Source organism: Syntrophobacterales bacterium (genome assembly GCA_019429105.1).
Lineage (GTDB): Bacteria > Desulfobacterota > Syntrophia > Syntrophales > UBA5619 > DYTH01.
The window spans coordinates 29001-52645 of the sequence record JAHYJE010000003.1 but is presented as its reverse complement, the minus strand read 5'-3'; the positions used below and the strand labels follow the sequence as shown (position 1 = coordinate 52645).

General features: G+C 55.9%; 21 protein-coding genes. 4 read left to right on the top strand and 17 right to left on the bottom strand.

Annotated features, from left to right (window positions below; genetic code table 11):
- The first annotated feature begins 78 nt into the window (after positions 1 to 78).
- Positions 79 to 1758, top strand: a complete 1680-nt coding sequence (locus K0B01_01810; protein MBW6484873.1) for a hypothetical protein — start codon at positions 79 to 81, stop codon at positions 1756 to 1758.
- On the opposite strand, the gene K0B01_01805 is transcribed toward K0B01_01810, so the two are convergent.
- Both K0B01_01805 and K0B01_01800 read right to left on the bottom strand, forming a co-directional pair.
- Positions 1728 to 1874, bottom strand: a complete 147-nt coding sequence (locus tag K0B01_01805; GenBank protein MBW6484872.1) for a hypothetical protein — start codon at positions 1872 to 1874, stop codon at positions 1728 to 1730. The two genes, K0B01_01810 and K0B01_01805, sit on opposite strands and share 31 nt — an antisense overlap.
- Before the next feature lie 31 nt (positions 1875 to 1905).
- Entirely contained in the window at positions 1906 to 2943 is a 1038-nt protein-coding gene (locus K0B01_01800; GenBank protein MBW6484871.1) for an AI-2E family transporter, read from the bottom strand.
- Positions 2944 to 3094: 151 nt separating this feature from the next.
- Here K0B01_01800 and K0B01_01795 point away from each other — a divergent pair, with 151 nt between their 5' ends.
- From K0B01_01795 to K0B01_01785, 3 genes are all read left to right on the top strand, one after another.
- Positions 3095 to 4240 carry a methyltransferase gene (locus tag K0B01_01795; GenBank protein MBW6484870.1) on the top strand — a complete coding sequence of 382 codons (1146 nt, stop codon included), beginning with the start codon at positions 3095 to 3097 and terminating at the stop codon, positions 4238 to 4240.
- A 90-nt stretch (positions 4241 to 4330) separates the two neighbouring features.
- Complete coding sequence (locus tag K0B01_01790; protein MBW6484869.1) at positions 4331 to 5719, top strand: FAD-binding protein; 1389 nt, start codon at positions 4331 to 4333, stop codon at positions 5717 to 5719.
- A 50-nt stretch (positions 5720 to 5769) separates the two neighbouring features.
- The gene (locus tag K0B01_01785; protein MBW6484868.1) at positions 5770 to 6996 is read left to right on the top strand and encodes a (Fe-S)-binding protein; all 1227 of its coding nucleotides are present in this window, start codon (positions 5770 to 5772) and stop codon (positions 6994 to 6996) included.
- Positions 6997 to 7025: 29 nt separating this feature from the next.
- On the opposite strand, the gene K0B01_01780 is transcribed toward K0B01_01785, so the two are convergent.
- The 15 genes from K0B01_01780 to typA all read right to left on the bottom strand — a co-directional run bounded on the left by K0B01_01780 (position 7026) and on the right by typA (position 23610).
- Positions 7026 to 7541 carry a GNAT family N-acetyltransferase gene (locus tag K0B01_01780; protein ID MBW6484867.1) on the bottom strand — a complete coding sequence of 172 codons (516 nt, stop codon included), beginning with the start codon at positions 7539 to 7541 and terminating at the stop codon, positions 7026 to 7028.
- Between the two features lie 293 nt (positions 7542 to 7834).
- A complete protein-coding gene (locus K0B01_01775) occupies positions 7835 to 8629 on the bottom strand; it encodes a class I SAM-dependent methyltransferase (protein MBW6484866.1) in 795 nt (264 codons plus the stop codon).
- A 104-nt stretch (positions 8630 to 8733) separates the two neighbouring features.
- Positions 8734 to 9528, bottom strand: coding sequence for a cation transporter (locus K0B01_01770; GenBank protein ID MBW6484865.1), 795 nt, complete (start codon positions 9526 to 9528; stop codon positions 8734 to 8736).
- Between the two features lie 126 nt (positions 9529 to 9654).
- A complete protein-coding gene (locus K0B01_01765; protein ID MBW6484864.1) occupies positions 9655 to 9966 on the bottom strand; it encodes a HigA family addiction module antidote protein in 312 nt (103 codons plus the stop codon).
- A gap of 802 nt (positions 9967 to 10768) precedes the next feature.
- Positions 10769 to 12400, bottom strand: a complete 1632-nt coding sequence (locus K0B01_01760) for a DUF4080 domain-containing protein (GenBank protein MBW6484863.1) — start codon at positions 12398 to 12400, stop codon at positions 10769 to 10771.
- Complete coding sequence (locus K0B01_01755) at positions 12397 to 12807, bottom strand: CoA transferase (GenBank protein ID MBW6484862.1); 411 nt, start codon at positions 12805 to 12807, stop codon at positions 12397 to 12399. Before K0B01_01755 ends, K0B01_01760 begins: the two co-directional genes overlap by 4 nt.
- A gap of 9 nt (positions 12808 to 12816) precedes the next feature.
- Complete coding sequence (locus K0B01_01750) at positions 12817 to 13122, bottom strand: CoA transferase (GenBank protein ID MBW6484861.1); 306 nt, start codon at positions 13120 to 13122, stop codon at positions 12817 to 12819.
- Positions 13088 to 13291: a hypothetical protein gene (locus K0B01_01745; protein ID MBW6484860.1), complete on the bottom strand. Its 204-nt coding sequence runs from the start codon at positions 13289 to 13291 to the stop codon at positions 13088 to 13090. Before K0B01_01745 ends, K0B01_01750 begins: the two co-directional genes overlap by 35 nt.
- Before the next feature lie 77 nt (positions 13292 to 13368).
- Positions 13369 to 14397 (bottom strand): C15orf41 family protein, encoded by a 1029-nt coding sequence (locus K0B01_01740; protein MBW6484859.1) that lies wholly within the window; start codon positions 14395 to 14397, stop codon positions 13369 to 13371.
- Positions 14381 to 16594, bottom strand: coding sequence for a hypothetical protein (locus K0B01_01735; GenBank protein MBW6484858.1), 2214 nt, complete (start codon positions 16592 to 16594; stop codon positions 14381 to 14383). The genes K0B01_01740 and K0B01_01735 overlap by 17 nt, the downstream gene beginning before the upstream one ends.
- Before the next feature lie 876 nt (positions 16595 to 17470).
- A complete protein-coding gene (locus K0B01_01730) occupies positions 17471 to 17950 on the bottom strand; it encodes an AAA family ATPase (GenBank protein ID MBW6484857.1) in 480 nt (159 codons plus the stop codon).
- A 173-nt stretch (positions 17951 to 18123) separates the two neighbouring features.
- Entirely contained in the window at positions 18124 to 20001 is a 1878-nt protein-coding gene (locus tag K0B01_01725) for an aldehyde ferredoxin oxidoreductase family protein (GenBank protein MBW6484856.1), read from the bottom strand.
- 84 nt (positions 20002 to 20085) lie between these two features.
- Positions 20086 to 20505: an SCP2 sterol-binding domain-containing protein gene (locus K0B01_01720; GenBank protein MBW6484855.1), complete on the bottom strand. Its 420-nt coding sequence runs from the start codon at positions 20503 to 20505 to the stop codon at positions 20086 to 20088.
- A gap of 14 nt (positions 20506 to 20519) precedes the next feature.
- Complete coding sequence (locus tag K0B01_01715) at positions 20520 to 21719, bottom strand: iron-containing alcohol dehydrogenase (protein MBW6484854.1); 1200 nt, start codon at positions 21717 to 21719, stop codon at positions 20520 to 20522.
- Positions 21720 to 21804: 85 nt separating this feature from the next.
- A complete protein-coding gene (gene typA, locus K0B01_01710; protein MBW6484853.1) occupies positions 21805 to 23610 on the bottom strand; it encodes a translational GTPase TypA in 1806 nt (601 codons plus the stop codon).
- Positions 23611 to 23645: the final 35 nt, after the last annotated feature.

Here is a 23645-nt window from a genome sequence, read left to right as displayed (position 1 = left end):
GCCGCGCAATGAATCGCCGCTGCAGACGAAAACGGAGCAGCCTTTCTACGCCCCACAGAGGAAAAGGAGCTATAAATAGTGACTTCACCATTAACTTTATCAAAACGCCTTTACGGAAAAGCCAGCAATATTGATTTGCTGTCGCTTTCCGGCGACAAGCTGCTCCAGCGCATCCTCGACAGCGAAAACCCCGGGGAGTTGGTGCGGAAATTGCCCGCCGAGGATCTTTTCTGGATCGTCAAGCGCATCGGCCAAGAGGACTGCCTTGCCCTACTTGAAGTTGCGAGCGAAGAACAATGGCAGTATCTGGTTGATCTCGATGTCTGGCGCAAGGATCTGTTGTCCCCCCAAAAGGCCCTGGGCTGGTTGAAAATCCTTGCCGAAGCCGATCCGGAGAGGCTGTCCGCCTGGCTGTTCGAAGAGGAGCAGACATTTCTGTCGCTGCTTTTGTTCCGCATGGCCGAGGTGATCATCAAGGATGAGGGTGATGACACTGACCTCCCGAACACCTGGTTTACGCTGGATGGACGGTTCTACATCAAGGCCTTTCACGAAGAGGACCAGGAGACGATCGAGGAGCTGCTTTCCCTGCTGGGAAAGAACGACCACGAAGAGTATCAGGAACTGCTCTTCGGTCTTGCCGCGCTCAGCCCCACCGAGGCGGAGGAGGAATTGTACCGCCTCAGGAACAACCGCATCGCCGAGCATGGTTTTCTCCCGTTTGCAGAGGCGATTGCAGTTTACGCCCCGCTTGCCGTGTCTGCCCTCGACGCGGAAACGCTGCCGCTTGCGCCCGGCAAACTCTTTGACCAGAGCGAAAACGAGCTGATCCCCACGCTGCCGCTTTTACAGGTTGCCAAGGAGAGTCTGTTTTCCCTGTCTCTTTCCCGCATTTCCGATTCCCTGCTATTTGACCGCCTCTCTCTGGAATTCGCCGATCTTGCCAACCGGATTATCGCCGCCGGAAACTTCCCCGAGCTCTCCGATCCGGATGTTCTTGCCGCTTCCTGCAAACAGGCAGCAGGATACTTGAATATCGTTCTGGAGCGTCTCTGCGGCAATAATAGCGCCGCAGCAGAAAATCTTTTGCGCAAACACTCCCTTTTGACTCTCTTTCGCTCCGGATACGGTTTTGCGGTCAGCCTGCAACGGGACGCAAAACGGTGGCGGCAGGAAAGCTGGTTCTTTGGCCAGGGCTGGAAAAACGAGTTCTGGGGAAGCCCCTGGGGCGACACTTTGGACGGCCTCCTTGGGGAGCGCCCCCACTTTTTCACGGGCGATAAAAATGACGAACCATTCAATGAATTTGCCAGTATGGAGGAGCTGGATCACGCCCGAGAGCAGCTCCGCATGATGCAGGCCCTCGACCGGATGCTGGCCCGCCTGTCGCCCGTGGGCCACGCTGATCAGTTACGACTTGCCGAACGCAAGGACGTTCACTCCCTGCTGTTCACCCGCTGGGCGCACAAAATTCTGGACGGCGGCCAGTCGTTTACCCCCCTTTCGCGCAGCGAAGCCGGCCGGTTCTTCCACTCGCTGCGTCAAGGGGAAGAACACCCCCCGTATCGGATGCTGTCATATAAAAATTTATTTATAAACGCTTTTCTGGAAGGAGCTCCCGATTTTGAACCAGATGCGGCCAACTCCCTGCGCGCGGCGCTGGAGCTTATCTGGGAGGAATTTTCCGAGGAATACAAAAATATCGCCGAAAACGACCTGGAAGGGCGCTACTCCCCGTTCCTGCTGATTGCCCCGTAGAACAGAAATATCTCCCCGCCCTTGCCCTTCTGGTCCGCAAGAATTGCGGATGCCTTTGCAAAGGTAAAAAACGCCCCGGCCACGCCTAAGGCAAGCCCCGAAGTCATAAGCGTCAAGGCTTCCGGCAGACGTTTAGCGGTTATAGAGCTATTTCCGGTAAAACTTCTCGCGCAGCTCCCAGACGGCAATCAAAAGTGCGGTAACAACCGGGCCGATGACGAATCCGGAAAAACCGAACAGGGCGATCCCGCCGAGCGTCGAAAGAAAGATTAAAAGCGGGTGCATCTCCACATCCCGTCCAACCAGAACCGGGCGGAGCAGATTGTCCACCGCACTGATCAGGAAAAAACCGGCGGCGAGGATCAGGATTCCCTCCCAGACATTGCCCAGTAACAGCATGATGACGCCAGCCGGCGCCCAGATGATCGTGCAGCCGACAACTGGCACGATTGACATGACGACCATCATCCCGCCCCAGATAAACGCCCCCTTTACCCCGGCAATCAAAAAGACAACCGCCCCGATTGCCCCCTGGATGCCGCCGATGATCAGCGTCGCCTTCAGCGTCGAGCGGGCCGTAGCGATAAACTGCTTGAAGAGGAATCGCTGCTGTTCCTCATCGCCAGGCAGGATTTTTGCCGCCATAGAAATAAAACTGTCTCCATCCCGCAGGAAAAAAAAGAGTGTGTAGAGCATGATGCCGAACTGGACCAGCATACCGAGGGTGTTTTGCGTGATACTCGTCAGATGGATCACAAGATAATTCGCCAGGGAGCGCACCGCGTCAGTTGCCTTGGCAAGCGCCATCTCCCGGTTTACACCGGCCAGCCGGGCGAAGTAGTTGTCCGTAAATGCGTCGATAATCCGCTGAAAACCGGCGTTGATGCTGTTTTCTCCGGGCTTCGCCATCTGATACAGGGCCGCGGCTTCATCAAAAATCATCACCCCCAGCCCCGCCAGCAGAACCAGCAGGACAAACACACCGGCAACAAAGAGCAGCGAGAGACTCAGGGTTGGGCGCCCAAGCCGTTTGTTTATCCGGGAGTAGCAAGGGCGGGCAATGCCGGCGATGACAGCGGCCCAGAAGATCGGGAAGGCAAAGGGTTTCAGCAGCCAGAAAAAAAGGAGCGTCACAAACCACAACAGGATCAAAAAGGGAATATTGCTATTTTTTTTGAGTTCCATCTTTTTTCGCCTCCTGCGGCAAAAAGCATTGATATTCTCAGCGTTGCCAGAGCAGCTCCCCTGTCGGCAATCTACCTGTTGCCATTAAAACAGCTTGATTTTCTACCTGCTTCCGGCGAAGATAGCAAACGATTTTTGAGGAGACCAGCCGATGCCGCTTAACGATTATAAAGAAAAAATTCTGATCACCTGCCCGAAGGGAATCGCTCCGTGGCTGGTCGGGGAGGTCCGCGCCCTCGGTTTTTCCGCCCTGAAGGAGGGAGAGGCATCCGTCGAGACGCAAGGAACGCTCGCCGACACAATGCTTCTCAATCTGCACCTGCGGACGGGGCATCGGGTTTTGTACCGGCTCAAAACCTTCCGCGCGAATAATCCCTTCGACCTCTACCGAGGGGTACGGGGGATCTCCTGGGAGGATATCCTCTGGGATCGGGGAGAACACGCCTATCTGTGCGTCACCTCGACGGTGGACACCCCGTCCATTACCGACACCCGCTTCGTCAACCAGAAGACGAAAGACGCGATAGTGGATCGGATGCTGGAGAGGCGGGGCAGAAGACCCGATTCCGGACCGACGCGGGACAAGGCGGTGGTGCATGTTTTCTGGAAGGAAAACGACGTCGAGGTTTATCTCGATACCTCCGGCGAGCCGCTTTCCCGGCGGGGCTACCGCAAGATTCCGCTCGCGGCGCCGATGCGCGAAACCCTGGCCGCCGCGGTTATCGCCGCAACCGGCTGGGACAAAACAGGATTTTTTATAAATCCCATGTGCGGCAGCGGCACGCTCGCGATTGAGGCGGCGCTTCAGGCTGAGGGGATGGCGCCGGGATTGCTCCGGAGCAATTATGGGTTTCACCATCTGCGGGGGTTCGACCCAGTCGAGTGGCGTAAACTCCGTCTGCACGCGCGAGCCGCAAAACATCCAAGCAATGCCCGGATCGTCGCTGCGGATATCGATCCGGAAGCCATCGCTGCGGCGAGACAAAATGCCAAGACCGCCGGCGTGGAGCAGACAATCGAATTCACCGTCTGCCCGCTCGCCGAGACGCCCGTCCCCGGCGGCGGCGTGATCGTCGTCAACCCGCCCTACGGGGAGAGAACCGGAGACATTGCAACGCTGGGAGGACTGTACAAGGAAATCGGCGATTTCTTCAAGCAGCGAGGGAAAGGGTGCAGCGGCTTCATCTTCACCGGCAACCTGACTTTGGCCAAGAGCATCGGCCTACGGACAAAAAGGCGCATCCCCTTTTACAACGGTGCGATAGAATGCCGTCTTCTCGAATATCCCCTTTACTGAAAGCGCCGGGGAATGCCTGCCCTGTTTCACCCGTTGTATCGCCGGCCTGGTTATGCTAAAAACTGCCGGCTTGAAAGGAGAACGCCCAATATGCTGTCCAACGATATAGTACAGAAAATCCGTGATGTTGTCGGCGCCCCCAACGTACTCGATGCCGAGCTTGATCTCTTCGGCTACTCCTACGACTCGTCGTTCGTCCCGCTTGTGCCGGCCAACAAACCGGAGCTGGTTGTCCGCCCTCTGACCACGGACGAGGTGTCGCGGGTCATGGCAATCGCCTCGGAACATGAAATTTTCGTAACGCCGCGGGGCGCCGCAAGCGGCCGCACCGGGGGCAGCATCCCGCTCAAGGGCGGCATTGCCCTTTCGCTGGACCGGATGAAACAGATCATCGAGCTCGACTACCGCAACATGATGGTTACAGCCGAGGCCGGCGTCCGCACGGTTGACCTCTACGACTGCTGCGCCGCCAAGGGACTGTTCTATCCCCCCGATCCGGCCAGTTGGAAATTTTCGACGATCGGCGGCAATGTGGCGGAAAACTCCGGCGGAATGCGCGCCGTCAAGTACGGGGTGACAAAAAACTATGTGATGGGGCTCGAGGTGGTGCTGGCTGACGGCTCGATCCTGCATACCGGCGGCAAGATGATCAAAAATGTCACCGGGTACGATCTGACGAGCATCTTTGTCGGTTCCGAGGGAACCCTCGGCGTGATCACCCGGGTACTGATGCGGCTGATTGCGATGCCGGAAAAACGGGGCACGCTGCAGGTCATGTTCGCCTCGCTCGACGACGGCTGCCGGATGATCCACGATATGCTGCAGGCGGGCATTGTCCCTGCCGCCTCGGAAATACTTGACAAAACCTGCCTCACGATCGCTGCCGAACGGCGGAACATGACACTCCCCGCCGACGCTGCCGCCGCGGTCATCATCGAAATAGACGGAAATGATGATCCGTCTTTGGATGCACAGACAAACAAAATAAAGAACGTTGCCCAATCCTGCGGGGCGCTTTTGTTTCGAGCCGCCGGCTCGCAACAGGAGGCTGACGAACTGTGGGCAATCCGCCGGGGAATCAGCTCGGCCATTTCCACCCTCGCCCCCGACCATTTCAGCGAGGACATCTCCGTCCCCCGCGACGCGTTTCCCGAGGTCGTGCGACTGATCAAAAAGATTGGAGAAAAACATGATCTGCTCATCGCGGTTTACGGCCACGCTGGCGACGGGAACCTTCATCCGTCGCTCCTCTGCGATATTTCCCGGCCGGGTGCAAAGGAAAAGGTGCACCAGGCGATTGAAGAGATCTTCGCCGCGGCGCTCAGCGTTGGCGGCACCCTTTCCGGGGAGCACGGCATCGGCATCACCAAGCGGCCGTACTTTGCCAATGCCGTAGGCGACATCGCCCTCAAAACGATGAAGGCCGTCAAGGCCGCGCTCGATCCCCAGGGATTGCTCAATCCCGGAAAAATATGGTGAAGCACTCGTGGCGGCGCTCCGTCACAAAAAAAGATAAAGAAGAGGAAACAATGGAGAAAGAAGCCAATGGCACGCTCCTTGAGGCGGCGGCAAAAAGAATACACAGTTGCGACCGCTGCGGCTCTTGCCTGACGGTTTGCCCGCTCTTCGGGGTAAAGGAAATCGAAGCGACCGGGGCAAGGGGGAAAAATTCGCTTGTTCTCGCCCTGGCCCGGGGGGGATTGAAGCCGACTCGGGCCTTGCAAAAGGCGGTCGATTTCTGCCTGTTGTGCCGGGCCTGTGTGGAAATCTGCCCGGCCAATGTTCCTACCGACGAGGCAATGGTTGATGTCCGCCAGCACCTCGTTGATCTGTTCGGCGGGCCAAGTCTGGAATACAGAATAGTCGGCGGCATCCTGAAGCGGCGGGGGGTTGTCTCGGCGGCGGCAAAAACCCTGGCGCTGCTGCGCCGCACCGGCCTCAATAGTCTCGTCCCGCACGGCATGGCGCCGGAGGAGTACACCCGCTCCCATTTTCTGGTTTCGTTCGCGGGACCCGCCGCCCTCGGCCGGCAGGCGCCTCCCTCCGACAAAACAGTGACCAAGGGCGCCCCCGTTTCCTATTTTCACGGCTGCGGCATGGAGATGATGTTCCCCGAAGCCGCCGCCCAAAGTCGGAAAATAATCGGAACCACCGCCCCCCTGGTTGAAAAAAGGAACGTCTGCTGCGGCCTGCCCCATCTGGCCCACGGCGAACGGCAGGATTTTCTCGCCCTTGCCCGTAAAAACATCGAAATCTTCGCTGACGCCGAGGTTGTCGTCACGGATTGCGCAAGCTGCGGCGCGACCCTTAAAAATTACGGCTCGTTCTTCACGGACGATCCGGAGATAAAGGAAAAGGCGGAAAGATTCAGCAACAAGGTTATGGACCTGACCGAATATCTCGCGCAGGCTGGTTACACCCCTCGCCAGAGGACAGACGCGGTTTTGACCTATCACGATCCCTGTCACCTGGCGCGTGGTCAAGGAATAACGAAAGAGCCGCGCGCGCTGCTCCGCAAAGCGGGAAATTTTGTCGAGATGAACGGGGCCAGCGTCTGCTGCGGCGGCGCCGGTTCGTTTCATGTCGATCATCCCGATACAGCGGCCAAGATTCTGGCAAATAAACAAAAAAATATCGAAGAAACAGGCGCTTCTCTGGTCGTAACCGACTGCCCCGGCTGCCTGATTCAGCTTTCCAAGGCGGCTGCGGCCTCCGGCGGGCTGTTCAAAGCCGTCCATATAAGCCAGGTGCTCTGAAGCCGCAACGGGCGCATCTTCACGGATATTTATAATTTTTTGGCGTAATCGATCATGTGACCGACGCCAAATCCCATTTTGCTGAAGAAATCGCGGAGCTGCATATCACGCTCGTCGATCGGTATCCGGAGCTCCCTGACCCCCAGTGATTTGTATTTTTCGATCAGCGCGTCGGCCAGTTTCTTCGCTACCCCCTTGCCCCAATGCTCGGGGTTTACCCCCATGATCAGGATAAGCCCTATCTCCGTCGGCGGCTCGCCGATGGAGGCCTTGCGGCTGATAATGAATCCCGCTACCTTGCCATTCATTTTCGCGACAAAGCTTGTCTCCAGCATCCCGGCGATGTCTCCGGTAATCATGTCCGCATAGCTGCTCGCGTTTTTCCCCCGGCCTATCCTGTCGATGGTCAGGATAGACTCCGTCGTCGCGTGGAGATAGGTGATCGCCTCCCCGATCCTCCTTATCTTCTTGTCAATCCCCAAAACGGCGTCAACGTCCTCGATAAGCATCTTCTGAACAATCACTGCGCTTTTCAAATCGTCCATACTGTGCACCTCCTTCGCAAAAGTTGACCGGCCAACATTTTAACCGCCGTGCTGTCTCCCGGATGGGCAGTTCGGCGAAATCATAAACGTCTGATCGAAAGAGAGAGGCCTTATGCCGCGATGTGTTTGGGAAGATTATGATTTGTTCATAGTAAAAAGCCGACGCGTCTGTCAAGAAAATTTTCCGGCGGAGGGTTGTTCAAGGAGGCGTGTTTGCAGAAAAGCCGCGGCAATAAATGGCTCTACATTCAGGGAGTCCTCCAGGCAGAGGAACGAACAAGTAGCCGCCGTAATTATGCTTTTGCCATCCGCCAGACCACAGCTCCCCCGTCCGCAAAATCTGCGAGGGAGTCACATAAAGCACATGCCCGGTTACGGCGCTCTTCGTAGGCGAGGCCTGGAAAAAGCGAGGAGGATTGGGCAGGGATGGAAAAGAAATCTTTCAGAAACCCGATATCCAGCGGCCGTACCCAACGGTAGTGGCTTACCGGCCCCTTATGCTCTGCCAGCGCCCGGCACGCCGCTTCGTAACTGGCGATCACCCGGAATTTGGGAGGGGTGTAACCGGTTCTCCGAAACGCCTCGTCCAGCAGATCCTCGTCCTGCGGGCCGACCAGCAGGGGATAGAAGGAAAAGGCCATTTCTCCTCCTTTTTTCAGACATCGAGCCGCTTCCCGGACGGCCTGGTCAACATCGGGAAAAACGAAAATGGAGGCATTGTAGAGTACATAGTCGAAGCGTTCCTCCCCCGCCGCCGTGCCGGGCGCCTCGCCGTCGCCCACCACTAGGCGGACATCTGCGAGATCGCCCAGTCGCTTTTGGCCAGCCTCGACCATTTTCGGGGAAAGGTCGATCCCCAGAACCCGGCAGCCGTAACGTTCACAAAGGACGCGCGCTGAAATGCCGCTGCCGCAGCCCAAATCCAGAACCGCTGAACCGGGACGTACGCCGACCCAGTCAGCCAGTTGTCCCGCCATTTCCGCAAATAAGCGATGCTTGTCTTCAAAATCCTGGTAAATTGCAAAGCTCTGATCGAAATTGGCGGCGACGCTCTGTTTGACCTTGCGGCTGAAATCCGGGGACTTCATCGTTTTTCCTCCGAATGTTTTCTGGCAGTTGCTGTTTTGCGGACAACCACCCGGTTAAAAATATTTTGGATATCAGCTTCCTTATCTTGAGTCGCAAAGGAAAATCACTTTGATAATTGAAGAATTCTATACGCTCCCCTGCCGACAAGGATGAAAACGATCGTTCCGACTGCCAGGTCAGGCAGTTTCGACCCTGTCAGATAGACAAGCACGCCCGCGGCAATAACGCCGAGGTTGGCAATTACATCCAACGACGTGAAGATCATGCTCGCCTGCATATGAGCGTCTTTACTCCGGGACTGCTGAAGCAGTTTAAGACAAATTGCATTGCCGGCCAGCGCGAGCAGCGAGATAATAATCATCAGGGAAAAATCGGGCATCTCTGCGCGTCCCCAAAAACGCCTGATAACCTCGGCAAACCCCAAAACGGCCAGCGCCATTTGGAAGTAACCGGCAACCTTGGCAATATTTTTTTTCCGTGAGACCGCTTTCCCGACAGCAAACAGCGAAAGCGCATAGACCAGGCTGTCAGCCAGCATATCCAGGCTGTCAGCAACAAGCCCCATGGAATCAGCAATAAAACCCGTGAGCATTTCCAGGATAAAAAAGAAAAAGTTGATGGCGAGGACTTGCCAGAGGATCCCTCTTTCCTGACGGCGGCTCTCTTTTCGGTCCTGCATATCAATCTCTTCCGAGGAAACAAATTTGGTGTCGAATTGGAGACTGTCGAGGGCAGCAAGGATGCTGTCATAGCTACCCGCGTGGCATACCTCCAACCTGCGGCCCGGTATATCAAACTGCAGGGATTGGATATCAGTCAGGCCCGCCAGTTTCATCCGGATCATCTGCTCTTCAGCCGGGCAGTCCATCCGGGATATGTGGAATGTCGTTTTCAACATAATTTTTTTACTGCTCTCCTTTTTGTCTTCACCCTATATTTTTCAGTGATCCCCGTCGATAGACACCTGATAGAGGCAAATGCCTCGTATCACTTGAGGGCACGCTTTGTTGGCTTGCCTGCTCGCTTACACATGACTTGGTGTTTGGGTTAATACCTTGACTTCACGATTAATTTTGTTGCTCAATTCGCCTTCTGCAACTTCCAAATCATAGCGGACTTGCAAACGAAGCCAAACTGCCGCACTTGTGCCAAAATAACGGGCAAGACTCATGGCAGTATCAACGGTGACTGAACGTTCACCATTAACAATCTGACTGATACGAATTGGAGTAACGCCGATGTCATGCGCCAAGCTATACTGACTTAAGCCAAGAGGCTTCCTAAAATCTTCCGGCAAAATCTCGCCAGGGTGAATAGGTGATAAAGTTTTGTCCATCGTATTTTCTCTCATCCGTGATAATCCACAATCTCAAAATCTTTTGCCGACTTTGCCGCCTGTGGACTTTCGAAACCTTGCAAGCAGGGGAACTATTGGATGTGACTTATAATATCGGGACAACCATTTATCAAGCATTCTTTTTTTGTCTTTCCGTATATCACGCCAATTTCAATGTCATTTCCACTCAGAAGGTTAAATTATCACAACGGTCACGCCGGCGTCGCAGGCGGGATGTGATGGACATCGGCAATGGTCATGAAAAATGGTTCCGCCATGAACAGCCAATCCGCTGATGAAGCCGCCGTTGCGTCGAGCATCCGCATTCAGGATTGCCACGTTTACAAAGATTGAAATACCGCTATTTCGTCCATTTAATCAGCAAATAGCGCTGCACATGAAGATTCGTTTTGCGCAAAAATCGATAAAATGGTCGCCTTCCCAATGCCCTGAGCGGCTGTTTCGAAAAATTGCTGCGCCGCAACAATAATTAAAACATCGGAGCCAATTGCAAAACTATTTGTCATTCCCGAAAGCGGAGCTTAATGTACACAATGCTTCTATCGGGAATACGGTTTTTCAAGCAGTTAGAACCAGATTATGAACATTAAACTTCGTTTTCCCGCTTAAAATCATTGCGGGAATGACAGAATGTGAGAGTTTTGCAATTGCCTCATTAGATCATAGATAAAAGCGAACGAAAAAGATGAGTGGCGGTGGCCAAGGATTTTGCCGCGAAGCGCCACCGCCCGCTTCCTGCTTGGTTATTGTGCCGATGGTATTTTATCCCCCGTTGAACACGTCAGGTAAGGCAAACCTGAATATCGATCATGCCGTGGTTTACGGACAGAACGGCTTCGCAGGACTTTTCCGGTAGGCTGAAGACAAGTTCCTCAATGTTGATCGTTCCGGCTTCCATCTGCGCCAGTAATTCCATGGGGTCGTGGTTGAAGGCTACGCGGCAGGATGGCGGGGCCTGGCGGTCCGGATCGGTCGTTTGGACATCCATCAGTTTGGCAGCGTAGCCGAAGTAGCTGATGATGTCCGCGGCAACGCTGCCCAGCAGGGAATTGCCTGTTTCCTCAAAGAGAGACGCGACGAAATCCCGTTGCGTTCGGACGAGGCACTCGGAGGGGTGGGCTTCCAGCCAGGCGGCGAAGCGTTCAAAAAAACATGCAGGCGACATTTCCAGTGGTTCCACGATGATATCGAACCAGGGCACGGCCTGGCCTTGGTTGTAGAAAACATCGCAGCCCTGAGCGATTCGAGCGGCCAGCGCCATGTCCTCACGGCTGAAGGTCGGCGAGGCGATCACCTGATAGGGGCTGCCGGGCTCGTGTTCCAAATGCCAAGCCGGCGCTGTTTCGGCCAGGCGGGTGCCCGGCAGGACGGCGAGGCGGAAGATGTCCAGGTGATTGGGAACGAGGGTCATGGCGAAATCAACGCTCGTGCGGAAACCTTCCAGGGAGTCGCCGGGCAGCCCGTAGATGAGGTCGAAGCCATAGGTAACGTCGGCCTTGTGCAGGAGAAGTATCTTGGCCTCGAAATCGGCTATATCGAAACTGCGACCGATGTTTTGGAGCACCTTATCGTGAACGCTCTGCAGGCCTATCTGCAGGGAGCATCGGATGGCCGCAAAGAGCCGGGCCATTTCCCGGTCGATGAATTCGCTGCGAATCTCGAAAAAAAAGTGTATATCCGGGGCCTTCAAGGCGATCAGGCGCAGTATCTGCCTGGCCTTTGCCTTGTGGTAGTTGAATGTGGGATCCAGTACGAAGACCTCGCTGACGCCGGCGGCGGCGAAGAGTTCCAGCTCGGCTTCCAGCCGGTCCGGGGGAATCCGGCGGACACCCAGTCTGCCGCGGGATTCGAAGCAAAAATCGCAGGTGAAGGGGCAGCCGCGGGACAATTCCCAAAGCACACCGCTGTAGTTGGCCAGTTGGAGGGCGCCCTCCAGAAAAGGGGAGGGCAGGGTGGCGAGATCCTTGACGGAAATCGGGTTTGCGGAGGCAGCAATCTCCCGCGGCGTCGCGCCCTTGAGAAGGCGACCCACGGTCTCGACGATGAGCTCTTCCCCTTCGCCGGCCAAAACAAAATCCAGCGCGGGATCGCTCCCGACGCCCACCGGATCCGCCGTGACTTCGGCCCCGCCGGCAAAGAGGACAAGCCCCGGCTGGCGTTGTTTCAGAAGCGAGGCCACCTCCAGGCTCAGGCTGCGATTCCAAACATACATCGAAAACCCGACATAATCCGGATCCAAGGCAAGGATTTGGTTTGCACACTCTACAACGGTTTGATTTAAAAAGAGATTAACGATGCGTGTTTGTATCTTCCGCCCGAATGATCTCTTCAGCATAGCGGCGAGCATGGCAGGCCCCAGCGGCATGGCCCTGGCAGATGCCTTGATATGGATGGCCGCTAAAACCAGCTTCATTGTTTTGCCTCCTGACGTATTATTCCAGTTTCTATTTTGCTTATCGCCTCCTGAAGATTGAAAACAGGCTCCGCGCAGGCGTCGGTATTTTTGAATATTGAATGCCATTCAGCCATTGTTTTAATGGATATGTCGGCATAATCGCCTTCGCCGGTCGTTAATCTTTTTATGTACGCAGTCAGCACGGCGATGACAAGATTCTTGGAGTCGGCTGCGATATCCGCAATCTGTATCCCGCTCAGCAACGGCCCTGAATCCTTTCTTCCCGAAAATGATTCAATTCCGGATAACGCGAGATAATTGATATCATGCCCCGCTCTGTCCGCGTAACCGCCTGTCTGGCCGTAGCCCGTCAGGGAACAGTAAATGATCGAGCTTTTAACCCGTTTCAGCCTGTCATATCCCAGCCCGAGCCTTTACATCACGCCGGGCCTGAACTGCTCAAGCACGATATCGTATTCCCCGAGAAGTTTGTAAACGATCTCCTTCGCTTCATCGCTTTTTAAATTCAAGGCAAGGGATTTTTTGCCTCGATTTACCCGCGCGTAAACGGCGGACATACCTTCCTGTATCGGAGGAGTAATCCGCATAAGGGCGGGATTATTAAAGTTCTCAACTTCAATAATCTCAGCCCCCATATCGGACAGCATCATGGTACCATAGGGACCGGGAAACAGATAGGTGAAGTCAAGAATCTTCATGCCATGCAGTGGATAGTTCATTGTTCCTGCCATCCCCCCAAAACCGGACCGGCAGGATATCGAACGCATGCAGAATCTCGACGGGAACATAGGAGCAGAGCGTTCCAAACACCAGACGCCCGCTTTTCTCTTTCTCCTCCCGCGCGATTTCCTTGTGACGGTAAACCAGATCTGCTAATTCCGGATCCATATTTCTCCCTTTTTACATCATACCTCGTCCCCGCTATTGTTTCTTCGCTGGCTGTATCAGAACCTGTAAAATATCAACTACCGAGTTTTGTATTGCTGCAGTCCGGTACAATCAATCAAGCGGTCGAGGTTACGTGAGGTAAATACCTTGCCTCTCGTTGCGATAAGCATCTTCTTCATGTCCTCACGACGTACCCCGAACCCTCGCCCGGCAATGCAGGCAATTACCTCGAATTTCGGTTTATCCGTTGGTTGCCCGGCCATGCTCAGCGCCCCCAGATGCTGGATTCTGGTGGCCTTATCACGGGCCGTGCCGTCGTCTTCCGTAATTTTTGCCTCGATGATGATCTGGGGATTAAACTCACTCGGGACGATGAAATCGGGTGTCTGGTCGAAGCCGGGTATTCTCTCCGCCCGCTTTGTTTTCCGGTAACTGATGCCAGCTTTGCTCAACGCATCCTCAACGGCTGCCTCAAGGCTGTCTCCGACAAGATCACTGACGGAATCGCGGTGACCGGCAAAAGGTCGCCCAAGAAAACGCTCGTAGAGAAGCATGGCATAGGGAACGCCCATTCCCGCAAGCGTCTGTACTCCGGAAATGCCTGTTTTTGTATCAGCCTTGTCGAGGCGATGGATTTTATCGGTTGTAGCCGGGGGTGCTCCTTCTTTCAGCAGCCGGCAAGCAGTGTCTATCAATGCCTTCACTCGTTCAACGGTGACTTTACCGTCGGCAAGAGGAGAAAGGGGTGATAAACGTATTTTTCGGTCAAGGGCGCGGACAAAGCCCTGGCTGACTTCAACACCTGTCTGTAGAGTGGCGAGATACGCCCATTCCGGCGGCGTGAAGCCCAGCATGGTCCGTAATACCAGGATCACAATGGGGGCTTCAAAAGTCTTTTGAAACAGCGATTCGGGTTTAAGGAAGGTGAAGCCCTTGGTGGCTTGTTTCAGCGCCTCGTAACCCTGTTCGAAAACGGGGTAGTCGATGAAACCGAGGCCTTTCGGCATGATGAGAAATTCCGATTCGAGGCACGAAAAAACCGCGGTAACGAACGTGTCGATATCTGCCTGAACTTCGGCAAAAGGTAGTTCAAAAGGATATTTCATCACCAACTCCTCCATATAAAGTCCTATTTTCCTGAACATAATCATTCTGCTGAAGCCGCGGCGCATTCAGGTACCTTTCCGCCAGATGATCCTCGATACATTTCAGTGCCCGTCCTTGCCTCAGCTCAGCAGCCGCGATGGCGAGTTTTGCCGACGCCGGTTGCGTCTTGTCCCAGGCCACGCGAAGCCGCCAGACGGCAAGACGGGCCAAATGGCCGTAGATAATGCAACGGATGTCGCCGCGGGTCGGTTTAAGGCCGCCGATCTTCAGTTTATCCAGATCATCCAGGACCAGGGCGGCAATCTGTTCCGGCGATTCCGCAAGCCATTTGCGCGGTATCGTTCCGGTCGAACGGCAGACAAAAACCGTATCCACGATCGACGAACCGGTGCCGCTGATATGGATCGATGCACTCATTTCCGCCGGGCAGGGGATGGAAGCGGAGCAGGTCAGTCCGGCATCCAGGATCGCCACGATCACGGGATGATACGCCTCCAACTTGTTGTGATGGTAGGTGAAGGCCATCGGTCTTCCCGGTTTCAGGGCCTTGGCCATGTTCTGAAAGACGTCGGACAATCCGAGGGTAAAGTGTTCAAGACCTCGTTCCATCGTGATATTGCCGGTCAATTCGTCAGGGTTGCGAGTAGAGCAGAACTGAAATATCGGGTTTTCCGGACTGACCAGTTTCCGAACCCAGACATAACAGAAATCCATCAACTCGGCGTACTGGACGTTGCCGAAATAGGGGGGATCGGTAAAAACGCCATCAAGACTGTTGCCGGGCAAATCCGCATTTGTGGCGCTCCCGCAAAGAAGATGAACGCCACGGGGTTCTGTGGTCGAATCGCCGTTTCTCCGGTCGCCAATCCATTCTTCCGCGATGGGTGTCTGGATTTTTCTGCTCCCTTCATGGCGGGTCTCGAAGGGGTGATCGCAGTAGGCCTTTGCTTTCACGTATTTCTCCAGGATGTTTGACCAACCGCCGCTCCCCACGCTCGTGCCGCCGCCGTTGGCGATGCCGAGGAGGTTCGATTCACACTGGATCAGCCCGACGGGAAAACCATGAACGGAGAAAATATCGAGAGACTTGAGAGCCATGGCATCGTATCGGCAAAGCATGTTCTGATAGCGCAAGAGATCCGAAAGGTTTGTGATCAGCGCGTTTCTGATCCGTTCATCCCGCTCCTCGGCAATGGCCCGGCAACTCAGTTCCAGACCCAGCAATTGGCGGTTATTGAACATCTCCCGGTATCTCTTGTACCCCCAGCGAAGGAGACGGTCGGTTTCGTCGCCGTGCAGGATTTTGTCATCGGGGACATGGGCTGTTCCGATTTGTTCAAGCATGGAGGAAGCCCAGGTGTAATGAAGCAGGTCGTTTTCATCCGGCCGTTTGAAGAAACGACCTTGGTGGGTCGCCTTGCAGCGGCGGCAATGATATTCGATGGCGAACATGCGGTGACTGGGTGGGCCTGCGGCCGGGTTTGGGTAAACATTAACCTTCCCGCATCGGGGGCAGGTGCAGTTGCTTCTTTTTGCCGGTCCGGCGAGGGATATTTTGCCGCCACAGGACTTGCATATACCTGGATTTGTTCGGTCTTCGACGCCGTTCAAGTCTCCGCAGGCTGAGCAGATGAAAACATTCTCCGGATGCCGCCGGTTTTCGGCCAGCAGGTAGCCGGGAAACAAGTCGAATTCATGACCGCAATCGCGGCAGTGCTGCTTTTTCACCCAGAGGAAATACTTGACGTGAGCGTCCGGGGAGCCGCATTCCAGACATTGGGTGCGGTAGAAGGCGCCGATCTGTGCCTCCAGGCCACGGGTAAGATTTTCCGCCGATTTTCGGTACTTTCCCAAATCAAGATGTTCGATCTCACGGTTCACAATCCAGTAGGCCATCGGATTGATGTCATAGCCGGTCACATCGCAGCCAACGCGGTTAGCCTCGATGAGCGGCGTGCCGCCCCCCATGAAGGGATCGGCGATGGCGATTCCTTTCAGGTCGTTTGATCTGTAGAAAGCTTCCCGAAGAGGTTTGTCGCTGAATTCTGAAAGGATAAGACCCCGGAACAGCGTACCGGGCCGGCGGGCAAACCACTTATGTACGGCAATGATAGGGCGATAGTTCTGCTGGATCTGTTTTTCCCGCAGGGCAAGGTCGGAAATAAAGGGAATGTCGAATTTTTTTTCGATGGACATGATGTGCCTATAATCTTTTCTCCGAGGCAATGCAACCTTTCGTCACGTTCCATTCCTTTGGCTAAAATAGCTTTTCCCGATCTCGATCCTCCGTTGAAAACTCCTGAAGGTCCAGCGCGGCGATCCACTCCATGTGCAGGGTTTGCTCTCTATAAGCGAAGCAAATACCTCCAGGCGGCCTGCGCTCCGGGCGCCTCCCGCTCCTGTCCGGGCGCGTACTCGTGAAAGAGAAGCCGCCCTTCCGCTTCCGGCCACTGGGCGACGCCAAACGCCATGGCGGCCTTCTCCCGTCGGAATGTTTCAGCATCAGCCAGATTCCAGCAGGTATTGACGAACATTTTTCCCTCTCCGTCGCACAGATCAACCTCGCTGCCGTTGGCATAATAGAAAAGATCCTTGCGGCTGCGCCGGTTCTCCAGGAATACCACGGTCTCCAGTTTGTGGCCCAGATCACGGTTCGGAAACGGCTGGTAGGCGGCAATCAGTCCCGTGTCAATCACATGCAGCTTCTTGGGATTGTGCTCCTGCTTCCGGAGCGAGGCTTCCCGTTTCGGCTGCAGAAACGCCAGAAAGGCGTCCTCAAGGTAGCCGAGATAGTCAAAGAGGGTGTTCTTGGAAACGTTATACCCCAGAGATGCGAAGTCCTTGTGCAGTTTGCTCACGTTCAGGAGCGAACCGGTATTGCGGAAGCAGTGCCGCAACAGATCGCGCATCAGCTTCTCGTTGCGCACCCCATATCGTTCCACCACGTCCCGGTAGAGCATCAGAGACGAATACTCCTCCAGAATCAACGGCCGCAACGCCTCATCGGCTAGCACGATCTCCGGAAAGCCGCCGCAGGACAGATACGACTCCAGTTCATGGCGAAGGCGGCTCTCATTGTCGGCGCTGTGCGGCACGACCTCGATCTCCCGGAACATCAGATATTCCCGGAAAGAGAGCGGGAACACTTCCAGGGTAATGCTGCGGCCCCGCAAGGCCGTGGCCAGGTCGCGCGTCAGCAACTGCGAAGAGGCTCCGGTGATGAACACCTCCACGTCTTCCGTGTCGCAGAGGCGGCGTATCCACCGCTCCCAGCCGGTCATCCTCGAAATTCAGATACATGATCCGACGACGATCAACCCTTTGCAATGCCAGCCTCTGGATGGCATCAAAGAACAGGAACGTCTTGCCGGACCGTCTGACGCCGGCCAGACCGACAACTTTGCCGGTGCCGGTGGGGATAACCAGTTCCCGTGGTTTGCAGGCAGGCAACACCCTTTCGACGAATTGACGGATGACGTATTTTAAGTTATCGCTGATCATATGTTCAATATGGCATATGTCATCCCTGTTAGCAAAGACAATTATTGCCACCCTTTTGCTCTATCCCGTTGAGATACATCCAAACGACGAAAGTCTCGTCTTTCAAAGGTTTCTCTATTGGGCCTCTTTCCGCAGGATCTTCTTGTCGATCTTGCCCACGAAGGAGATTTTATTATCGGGTTGAGCCGACGGCGAAATGTTTTTCCATGCCTGAAAACTTCGCTTTATGGACATTCTGCGGTAAGCTTGTCGAGTTCATCGGCCATGCCGCAATCTGCCAGCGCCGCTTTTGTCGGCAGGCCGCTTTCGGGATCTATTTTCATAATTTCATAGAAACGCGCCTTCATCTTTTCCAGATCAAAACGGGCGCCATCCGCCTCGCCGCCGCTTCCCGGCGCCCGCATCCGCGGGGTTAAATCATCGTCCTTCCCGCTCAAACCGTAGCGGCCGTTGATCAGCCGCTTCAGGTAGAAAATCCGCCGTCCCGCCCTCAGGAATTCTTCGGCATCCCACTCGTAACCGGCAACGGTTTTGAAGAGGGCAAGCCAATCCGGAATCGTCACCTCGGCATCGGCAAACTGGCAGAAACAGGCGCTGTTTTCGATCGCCCCCAGCGCCACGGAAACCGCGGCCGCCGCTGCCTTGTCTTTTTCTGACTGCGGCTCCAGGATGTACTCGAAGCCGATCTCCGGATAGTAGCGGGCGCCCATTTCTATAAACAGCATCGGATCGGCGACATGGCACGTCCCGCGAGCGCTCATCGCGTAGGTCAAGGCCAGCCCGTAACCACCCCCCCGGGGGTCGTGCATCGGCGCTTCGAGCCCCTTGCTCTGCGCGGTGTAGTCGAGCCCCTTGCCCAGTCTGCGGGCCGCCTCCCGGCTGCCCTCCGCCAAAAGTGCGCCCAATTTTCCCTCTTTTTTGACGATTGCCGGCAGCAGAATATCAAGCACCGCCGTCATGTCTCCCCAGTGCAGCGCCAGTCCGCCTGTGTCCTCCCGGGTCAGATCGCCCTTCTCAAAGGCCTCCATCGCCCAGGCGATCGTCGCCCCGCAGGAGATTGTATCCACCCCGGAATCGTTGCAGAGCCGGCTGGCCTTGCAGGTTGCGGCCAAATCCAGCGACCCCAGCAGCGTGCCGAAGGCGACGATTGTCTCGTATTCCGGTCCTCCTCCTTCCGGCACCGCAAACGGCTCCTCCTTCACCTCGACAATCCGCTTGCAGGCAATCCCGCAGTACAGGCAGCCGGTGCGCCGCGTCAGATATTTTTCCGTAAGCGTTGTCCCGTTAAGCGCCTCCGCGGCCTCCTCCCAGAAATTGGAAGTCCAGTTTTTAACCGGGACATCGCCGCTGTAAACGCCGCCGATCAGATTCGCCGCAGTGCCGTTTTCGCGCAAGACGCTCGAGGCCAAGGCGTCGTTTATCCGTCCGTTCAGATCTCCCCGGAGGATTTCGTACCCTTCGGCGTCGGCAAGCGCCATCTCCTTTTTGCGTGCCTTGACGACGACCGCCTTGAGGTTCTTGGCGCCCATCAGCGCCCCGAATCCCGCCCGGCCGGCCGCGTTTTGCCCCTCATGAATGATATTGGCGAACTTCACGCCGTTTTCCCCGGCCGGTCCGATCATCATCGAACGGCTGTCCTTGCCGAAACCCTCCTTGAGCAATCTTGTCGCCTCCTCCGTGCCGCGTCCCCAATACTGGGCAGCCGGCAGAAGCGTGACCTGCTCGCCCTCGATGCTGATCAGGGAAGGTTCAGCCGCTCTCCCGGTAACAACCAGACCGTCAAAACCGCAATAGCGCAGCTCCGGCGCGAAATAACCGCCGCAGGAGGAATCCCCCCAGTGTCCGGTGAGGGGGGAGCAGCCGGCGACGCTGCCGCGGCTCGCGCCGGACAGTTTCAAACCGGCAAACGGGCCGTTCATGAAGATCAGCATCGCCTCGGGAGCCAACGGATCAAGGGAGAAGTCCCCCCGCTCCTGGAAGATTTTGGCCGCCAGTCCGCTGCCGCCGATGTAGAGACGATACCATTCCTCGGGCAGTGTTTCTATTGCGATCGAGCGTGTACTGAGGTTGATGTTGATGATCTTTCCGGTATTGCCTTTCATCGCTCGCCTCCTCTTGTTTTTTAGCAGTTTCCCCCGGACTTTTCTCTTGGCAGGAGCAGCGCCTGACTGGACAGGGCGCCACGATTATTTGACGATCTTGTCTTCCATCCCCAGCTCTTTCAAAACCTGCTCGTAGATAACGGCAACCTTTTTGAGCTTCGGGGCCAGCTTCAAGAGCCCGGTCGCAGAACCCTTCACCCGGATCTTTTTGCGGGTGATCGCCATAACCGGGTTGAGCTTGTTTAGCCAGGACAGATGGGCGTCATCCGCGGAGAGGCTCATGATCAAATCCGGCGCGCCCGGAGGATCGCCGGCGCCGAATTCGTACTTGCCGTTGCGGGTGTCAACCCAGATCGCGCAGCCCGGCCCGCTTTCAGAATAATCGAAAAGTATTAGTTGATTGACCTTTTTCATCGACTCTCCCAGCTCCGGATCATTGGCCACTCCTGCGAAAAGCCCTGTGATTGCGGTTACCGCCTCTTGTGAATCCTTCCAGTATAGCATGATTTTTCTCCTTTCTAATGAGCCTGCTGATAGAGGGTTAAGATATCGTCTTCCTCGACATACCGCGGATTGTAGCCGATCTGCCCGTCGGCGGCTGCGAGCTCCACCAAGGGCTGCAGGGCGTCCCGGTCCGTCGGAACGGCGAAATCCTTCAGCGTCTCGGACAAGCCAATCGTCGCCAGCAACTGTTTCACCGCCTCGACGGCTGCTGCGGCGGCCATCTGTGGATCCATCTTTCCGACCTCGATCCCCATCGCGTCGGCAATCATCCGGAATTTTTCGCTTCTTTCATCAATAATATTGAAGGCCATTACATGCGGCAGCATGATCGCATTGGCCAGCCCATGAGGGATTCCATAAAGGGCGCCGAGGGCATGGGCCAGGGCGTGCACCGCCCCGGTCATCGTGTTTCCGAACCCCATGGCCGCCATCGTGCTGGCCAGCATCATATTGCCTCGGGCTTCGCTGTTTTGGGGTTCGCGCACCGCCTTAGGCAGATATTTGAAGATCAGGCGGATCGCGTGCAGCGACAGTGCGTCGGCAATCGGTTCCGCGCCGGTGGAGAGCGCCGCTTCTATCGCATGGGTCAGCGCATCCATCCCGGTAAACGCGGTTATTTTGGGGGGAAGTTTGAAGGTCAGCTCCGGATCGAGCAGCGCGAGATCGGCGTTGCAGTAAGGATGCGTGACCGAAAGCTTCGCCTTCGCTTTGGTATCGAGGACAACCATCGCGCTGGTGATTTCGCAACCGGTTCCCGCCGTCGTGGGAAAGGCGATATGGGGGGCAAGCGGCTTTGCCCCGTCCCACAGCCCCGCCTGATCGGCGAGGGGTTGAAAGTCATGATCGCCGCTGCCGATCATGATGTTCACCGCCTTGGCGGTGTCCATCACGCTCCCGCCGCCAACGGCAATCAGGCAGTCGGCGTTGACGCTGCGGTAAAAGGCCGCCCCGGCGTTGATTACCTCGATCCGGGCGTCCTGCAGAACGCCGTCAAACACGCCGGCCAGCTCCAAAACGGAGTTTTTGACCTCGGCGATGACCATCTCCGCAACGCCCGCATTGACGAGCCCCCGGTCGGTAAAGAGGGCGACTCTCGTTCCACCGAGTTGCGACATCTCAAAGCCGATCTCCTTGCGAACGCCCGGCGCGTAGAGGATCCGCGGCCGGTTTACCCAGGTAAAAAAAGGTTCAAAGGCAATTTCCGGATATTTCATCTTTCACCTCCATCAGTTTTAACTTACGGTCGGTTTCCTCGGATATTACTCTCTTCTTCCCTTATCAGCTTGAATATTTTATTTTTTATTTTACCGTGGGCCGGGAATGGGCGGAAAGATCGGCCTTTCTGAGGCGGATGCTTCCCGGCGTAATCTCCACCAACTCGTCTTCAGCGATAAACTCGATGCACACATCGAGCGACATGAGCCGCGCCGGGCGCAGGATTACCGTCTGATCGGAAGTCGAAGCCCTCATGTTGGTCAGCTTTTTCTCCTTGACGATGTTGACGTCAATATCCACCGTGCGGTTGCGCTCCCCGACAACCATCCCGGCATAAACCTCCGTGCCGGGGGAAATAATCAGCTCGCCGCGATCGGCCATCGCATGGCAGGCATAGGCGGTCGTTTTCCCCGGACGGTCGGCAACAAGCGCGCCGGTCAGCCGCTGAGGGATGGGACCGGCCCATGGCTCGTAGCCTTCAAGCAGCGTGTTCATTACCCCGGAGCCTTTCGTATCGGTCAGAAAATGGCTCCGGAAGCCAATGAGCCCCCGCGACGGGACGATGAATTCGAGGTTCACCCGCCCGCTGCCCTTGTTGACGAGACTGACCATCCGCCCCTTGCGCGCCGCCAGTTTCTCGGACAGCACCCCGATAAACTCCTCCGGGACATCGATAAACACCCTTTCCACCGGTTCGAACTCCTTGCCGCCCTGCATTTTGGTGATGACGCGGGGCTTCGAAACCATGAACTCATACCCTTCCCGACGCATGGTCTCGATGATGATCGCCATCTGCAACTCCCCCCGCCCGCAAACCTCGAAGGCGTCTGCCCGTTCCGTCGGCTTGATCCGGACCGCCACATTGCGCAGGGTTTCCCGTTCCAGCCTGTCCTTGATATGGCGGGAGGTGAGGAATTTCCCCTCCCGACCGGCCATCGGCCCGTTGTTGACAAAAAATAGCATCGACACCGTCGGCTCATCAACGTTGATTCGCGGCAGGGGCTGGGGGTTTTCCAGCGAGGAAATCGTGTCGCCGATATTCAGATTCTCCACCCCGGCAAAGGCGGCGATATCGCCGGCCTCTATTTTTTCGACGGCCACCTTCTTCATGCCGACAAACGTATAAAGGGCTGAAAATTTAACAGCTTGTGTTGCGCCATTTTCGCCGCAAAGGGTATAGGCCTGGCGGAGTTCCAGAACGCCGTTCATCAGACGCCCGACGGCAAGCTGCCCGACGTAGGAGTCGTAATCCAGATTAGTTACCAGAAACTGCGGAACCGCCGCGTCGTCCGCCTCCGGCCCGGGGATGGACGTCACTATCGCCTGAAAGAGCGGCGTCATGTCGTTAGAATTATCCCCCAATTTGACGTGGGCGACGCCCTTTTTGGCGTTTGTGTAGAGAATCGGAAACTCGATCTGCTTTTCCGTGGCGTCGAGATCGATGAAAAGGTCGTAAACCTCGTTGATTACCTCCTCGATTCGCGCATCCGGGCGGTCAATCTTGTTGATGATCAGAATGATCGGGAGTCCGCGCGCCAGGGCCTTTTTCAGCACAAAGCGGGTCTGGGGAAGGGGTCCTTCGCTCGCGTCAACGAGGAGAATCGCCCCATCCACCATATTGAGACTCCGCTCGACCTCGCCGCCGAAGTCGGCATGGCCGGGGGTGTCAACGACATTTATTTTCACATCCTTGTAAAGAATCGCCGTGTTTTTGGCCATGATCGTGATTCCCCGCTCTTTTTCGAGCTCCATGGAATCCATGACGCGCTCCTCGATGACCTGATTCTCGCGAAACGTGCCGGTCTGCCGTAAAAGCCCATCCACAAGCGTTGTCTTGCCGTGGTCAACATGGGATATGATGGCGATATTGCGTATTTTTTCTTTTCTCATCTGCTTTCTTTCAATCCTTCCCTTATGTATGTTCC

What these genes read in the sequence shown, in the direction of transcription:
- K0B01_01800 (MBW6484871.1), bottom strand. Translation starts at nt 2,943, where the DNA reads ATGGAACTCAAAAAAAATAGCAATATTCCCTTTTTGATCCTGTTGTGG.
- K0B01_01795 (MBW6484870.1), top strand. Translation starts at nt 3,095, where the DNA reads ATGCCGCTTAACGATTATAAAGAAAAAATTCTGATCACCTGCCCGAAG.
- K0B01_01790 (MBW6484869.1), top strand. Translation starts at nt 4,331, where the DNA reads ATGCTGTCCAACGATATAGTACAGAAAATCCGTGATGTTGTCGGCGCC.
- K0B01_01785 (MBW6484868.1), top strand. Translation starts at nt 5,770, where the DNA reads ATGGAGAAAGAAGCCAATGGCACGCTCCTTGAGGCGGCGGCAAAAAGA.
- K0B01_01780 (MBW6484867.1), bottom strand. Translation starts at nt 7,541, where the DNA reads ATGGACGATTTGAAAAGCGCAGTGATTGTTCAGAAGATGCTTATCGAG.
- K0B01_01775 (MBW6484866.1), bottom strand. Translation starts at nt 8,629, where the DNA reads ATGAAGTCCCCGGATTTCAGCCGCAAGGTCAAACAGAGCGTCGCCGCC.
- K0B01_01770 (MBW6484865.1), bottom strand. Translation starts at nt 9,528, where the DNA reads ATGTTGAAAACGACATTCCACATATCCCGGATGGACTGCCCGGCTGAA.
- K0B01_01765 (MBW6484864.1), bottom strand. Translation starts at nt 9,966, where the DNA reads ATGGACAAAACTTTATCACCTATTCACCCTGGCGAGATTTTGCCGGAA.
- K0B01_01760 (MBW6484863.1), bottom strand. Translation starts at nt 12,400, where the DNA reads ATGAAGCTGGTTTTAGCGGCCATCCATATCAAGGCATCTGCCAGGGCC.
- K0B01_01750 (MBW6484861.1), bottom strand. Translation starts at nt 13,122, where the DNA reads ATGAACTATCCACTGCATGGCATGAAGATTCTTGACTTCACCTATCTG.
- K0B01_01745 (MBW6484860.1), bottom strand. Translation starts at nt 13,291, where the DNA reads ATGGATCCGGAATTAGCAGATCTGGTTTACCGTCACAAGGAAATCGCG.
- K0B01_01740 (MBW6484859.1), bottom strand. Translation starts at nt 14,397, where the DNA reads ATGAAATATCCTTTTGAACTACCTTTTGCCGAAGTTCAGGCAGATATC.
- K0B01_01735 (MBW6484858.1), bottom strand. Translation starts at nt 16,594, where the DNA reads ATGTCCATCGAAAAAAAATTCGACATTCCCTTTATTTCCGACCTTGCC.
- K0B01_01725 (MBW6484856.1), bottom strand. Translation starts at nt 20,001, where the DNA reads ATGAAAGGCAATACCGGAAAGATCATCAACATCAACCTCAGTACACGC.
- K0B01_01720 (MBW6484855.1), bottom strand. Translation starts at nt 20,505, where the DNA reads ATGCTATACTGGAAGGATTCACAAGAGGCGGTAACCGCAATCACAGGG.
- K0B01_01715 (MBW6484854.1), bottom strand. Translation starts at nt 21,719, where the DNA reads ATGAAATATCCGGAAATTGCCTTTGAACCTTTTTTTACCTGGGTAAAC.
- typA (MBW6484853.1), bottom strand. Translation starts at nt 23,610, where the DNA reads ATGAGAAAAGAAAAAATACGCAATATCGCCATCATATCCCATGTTGAC.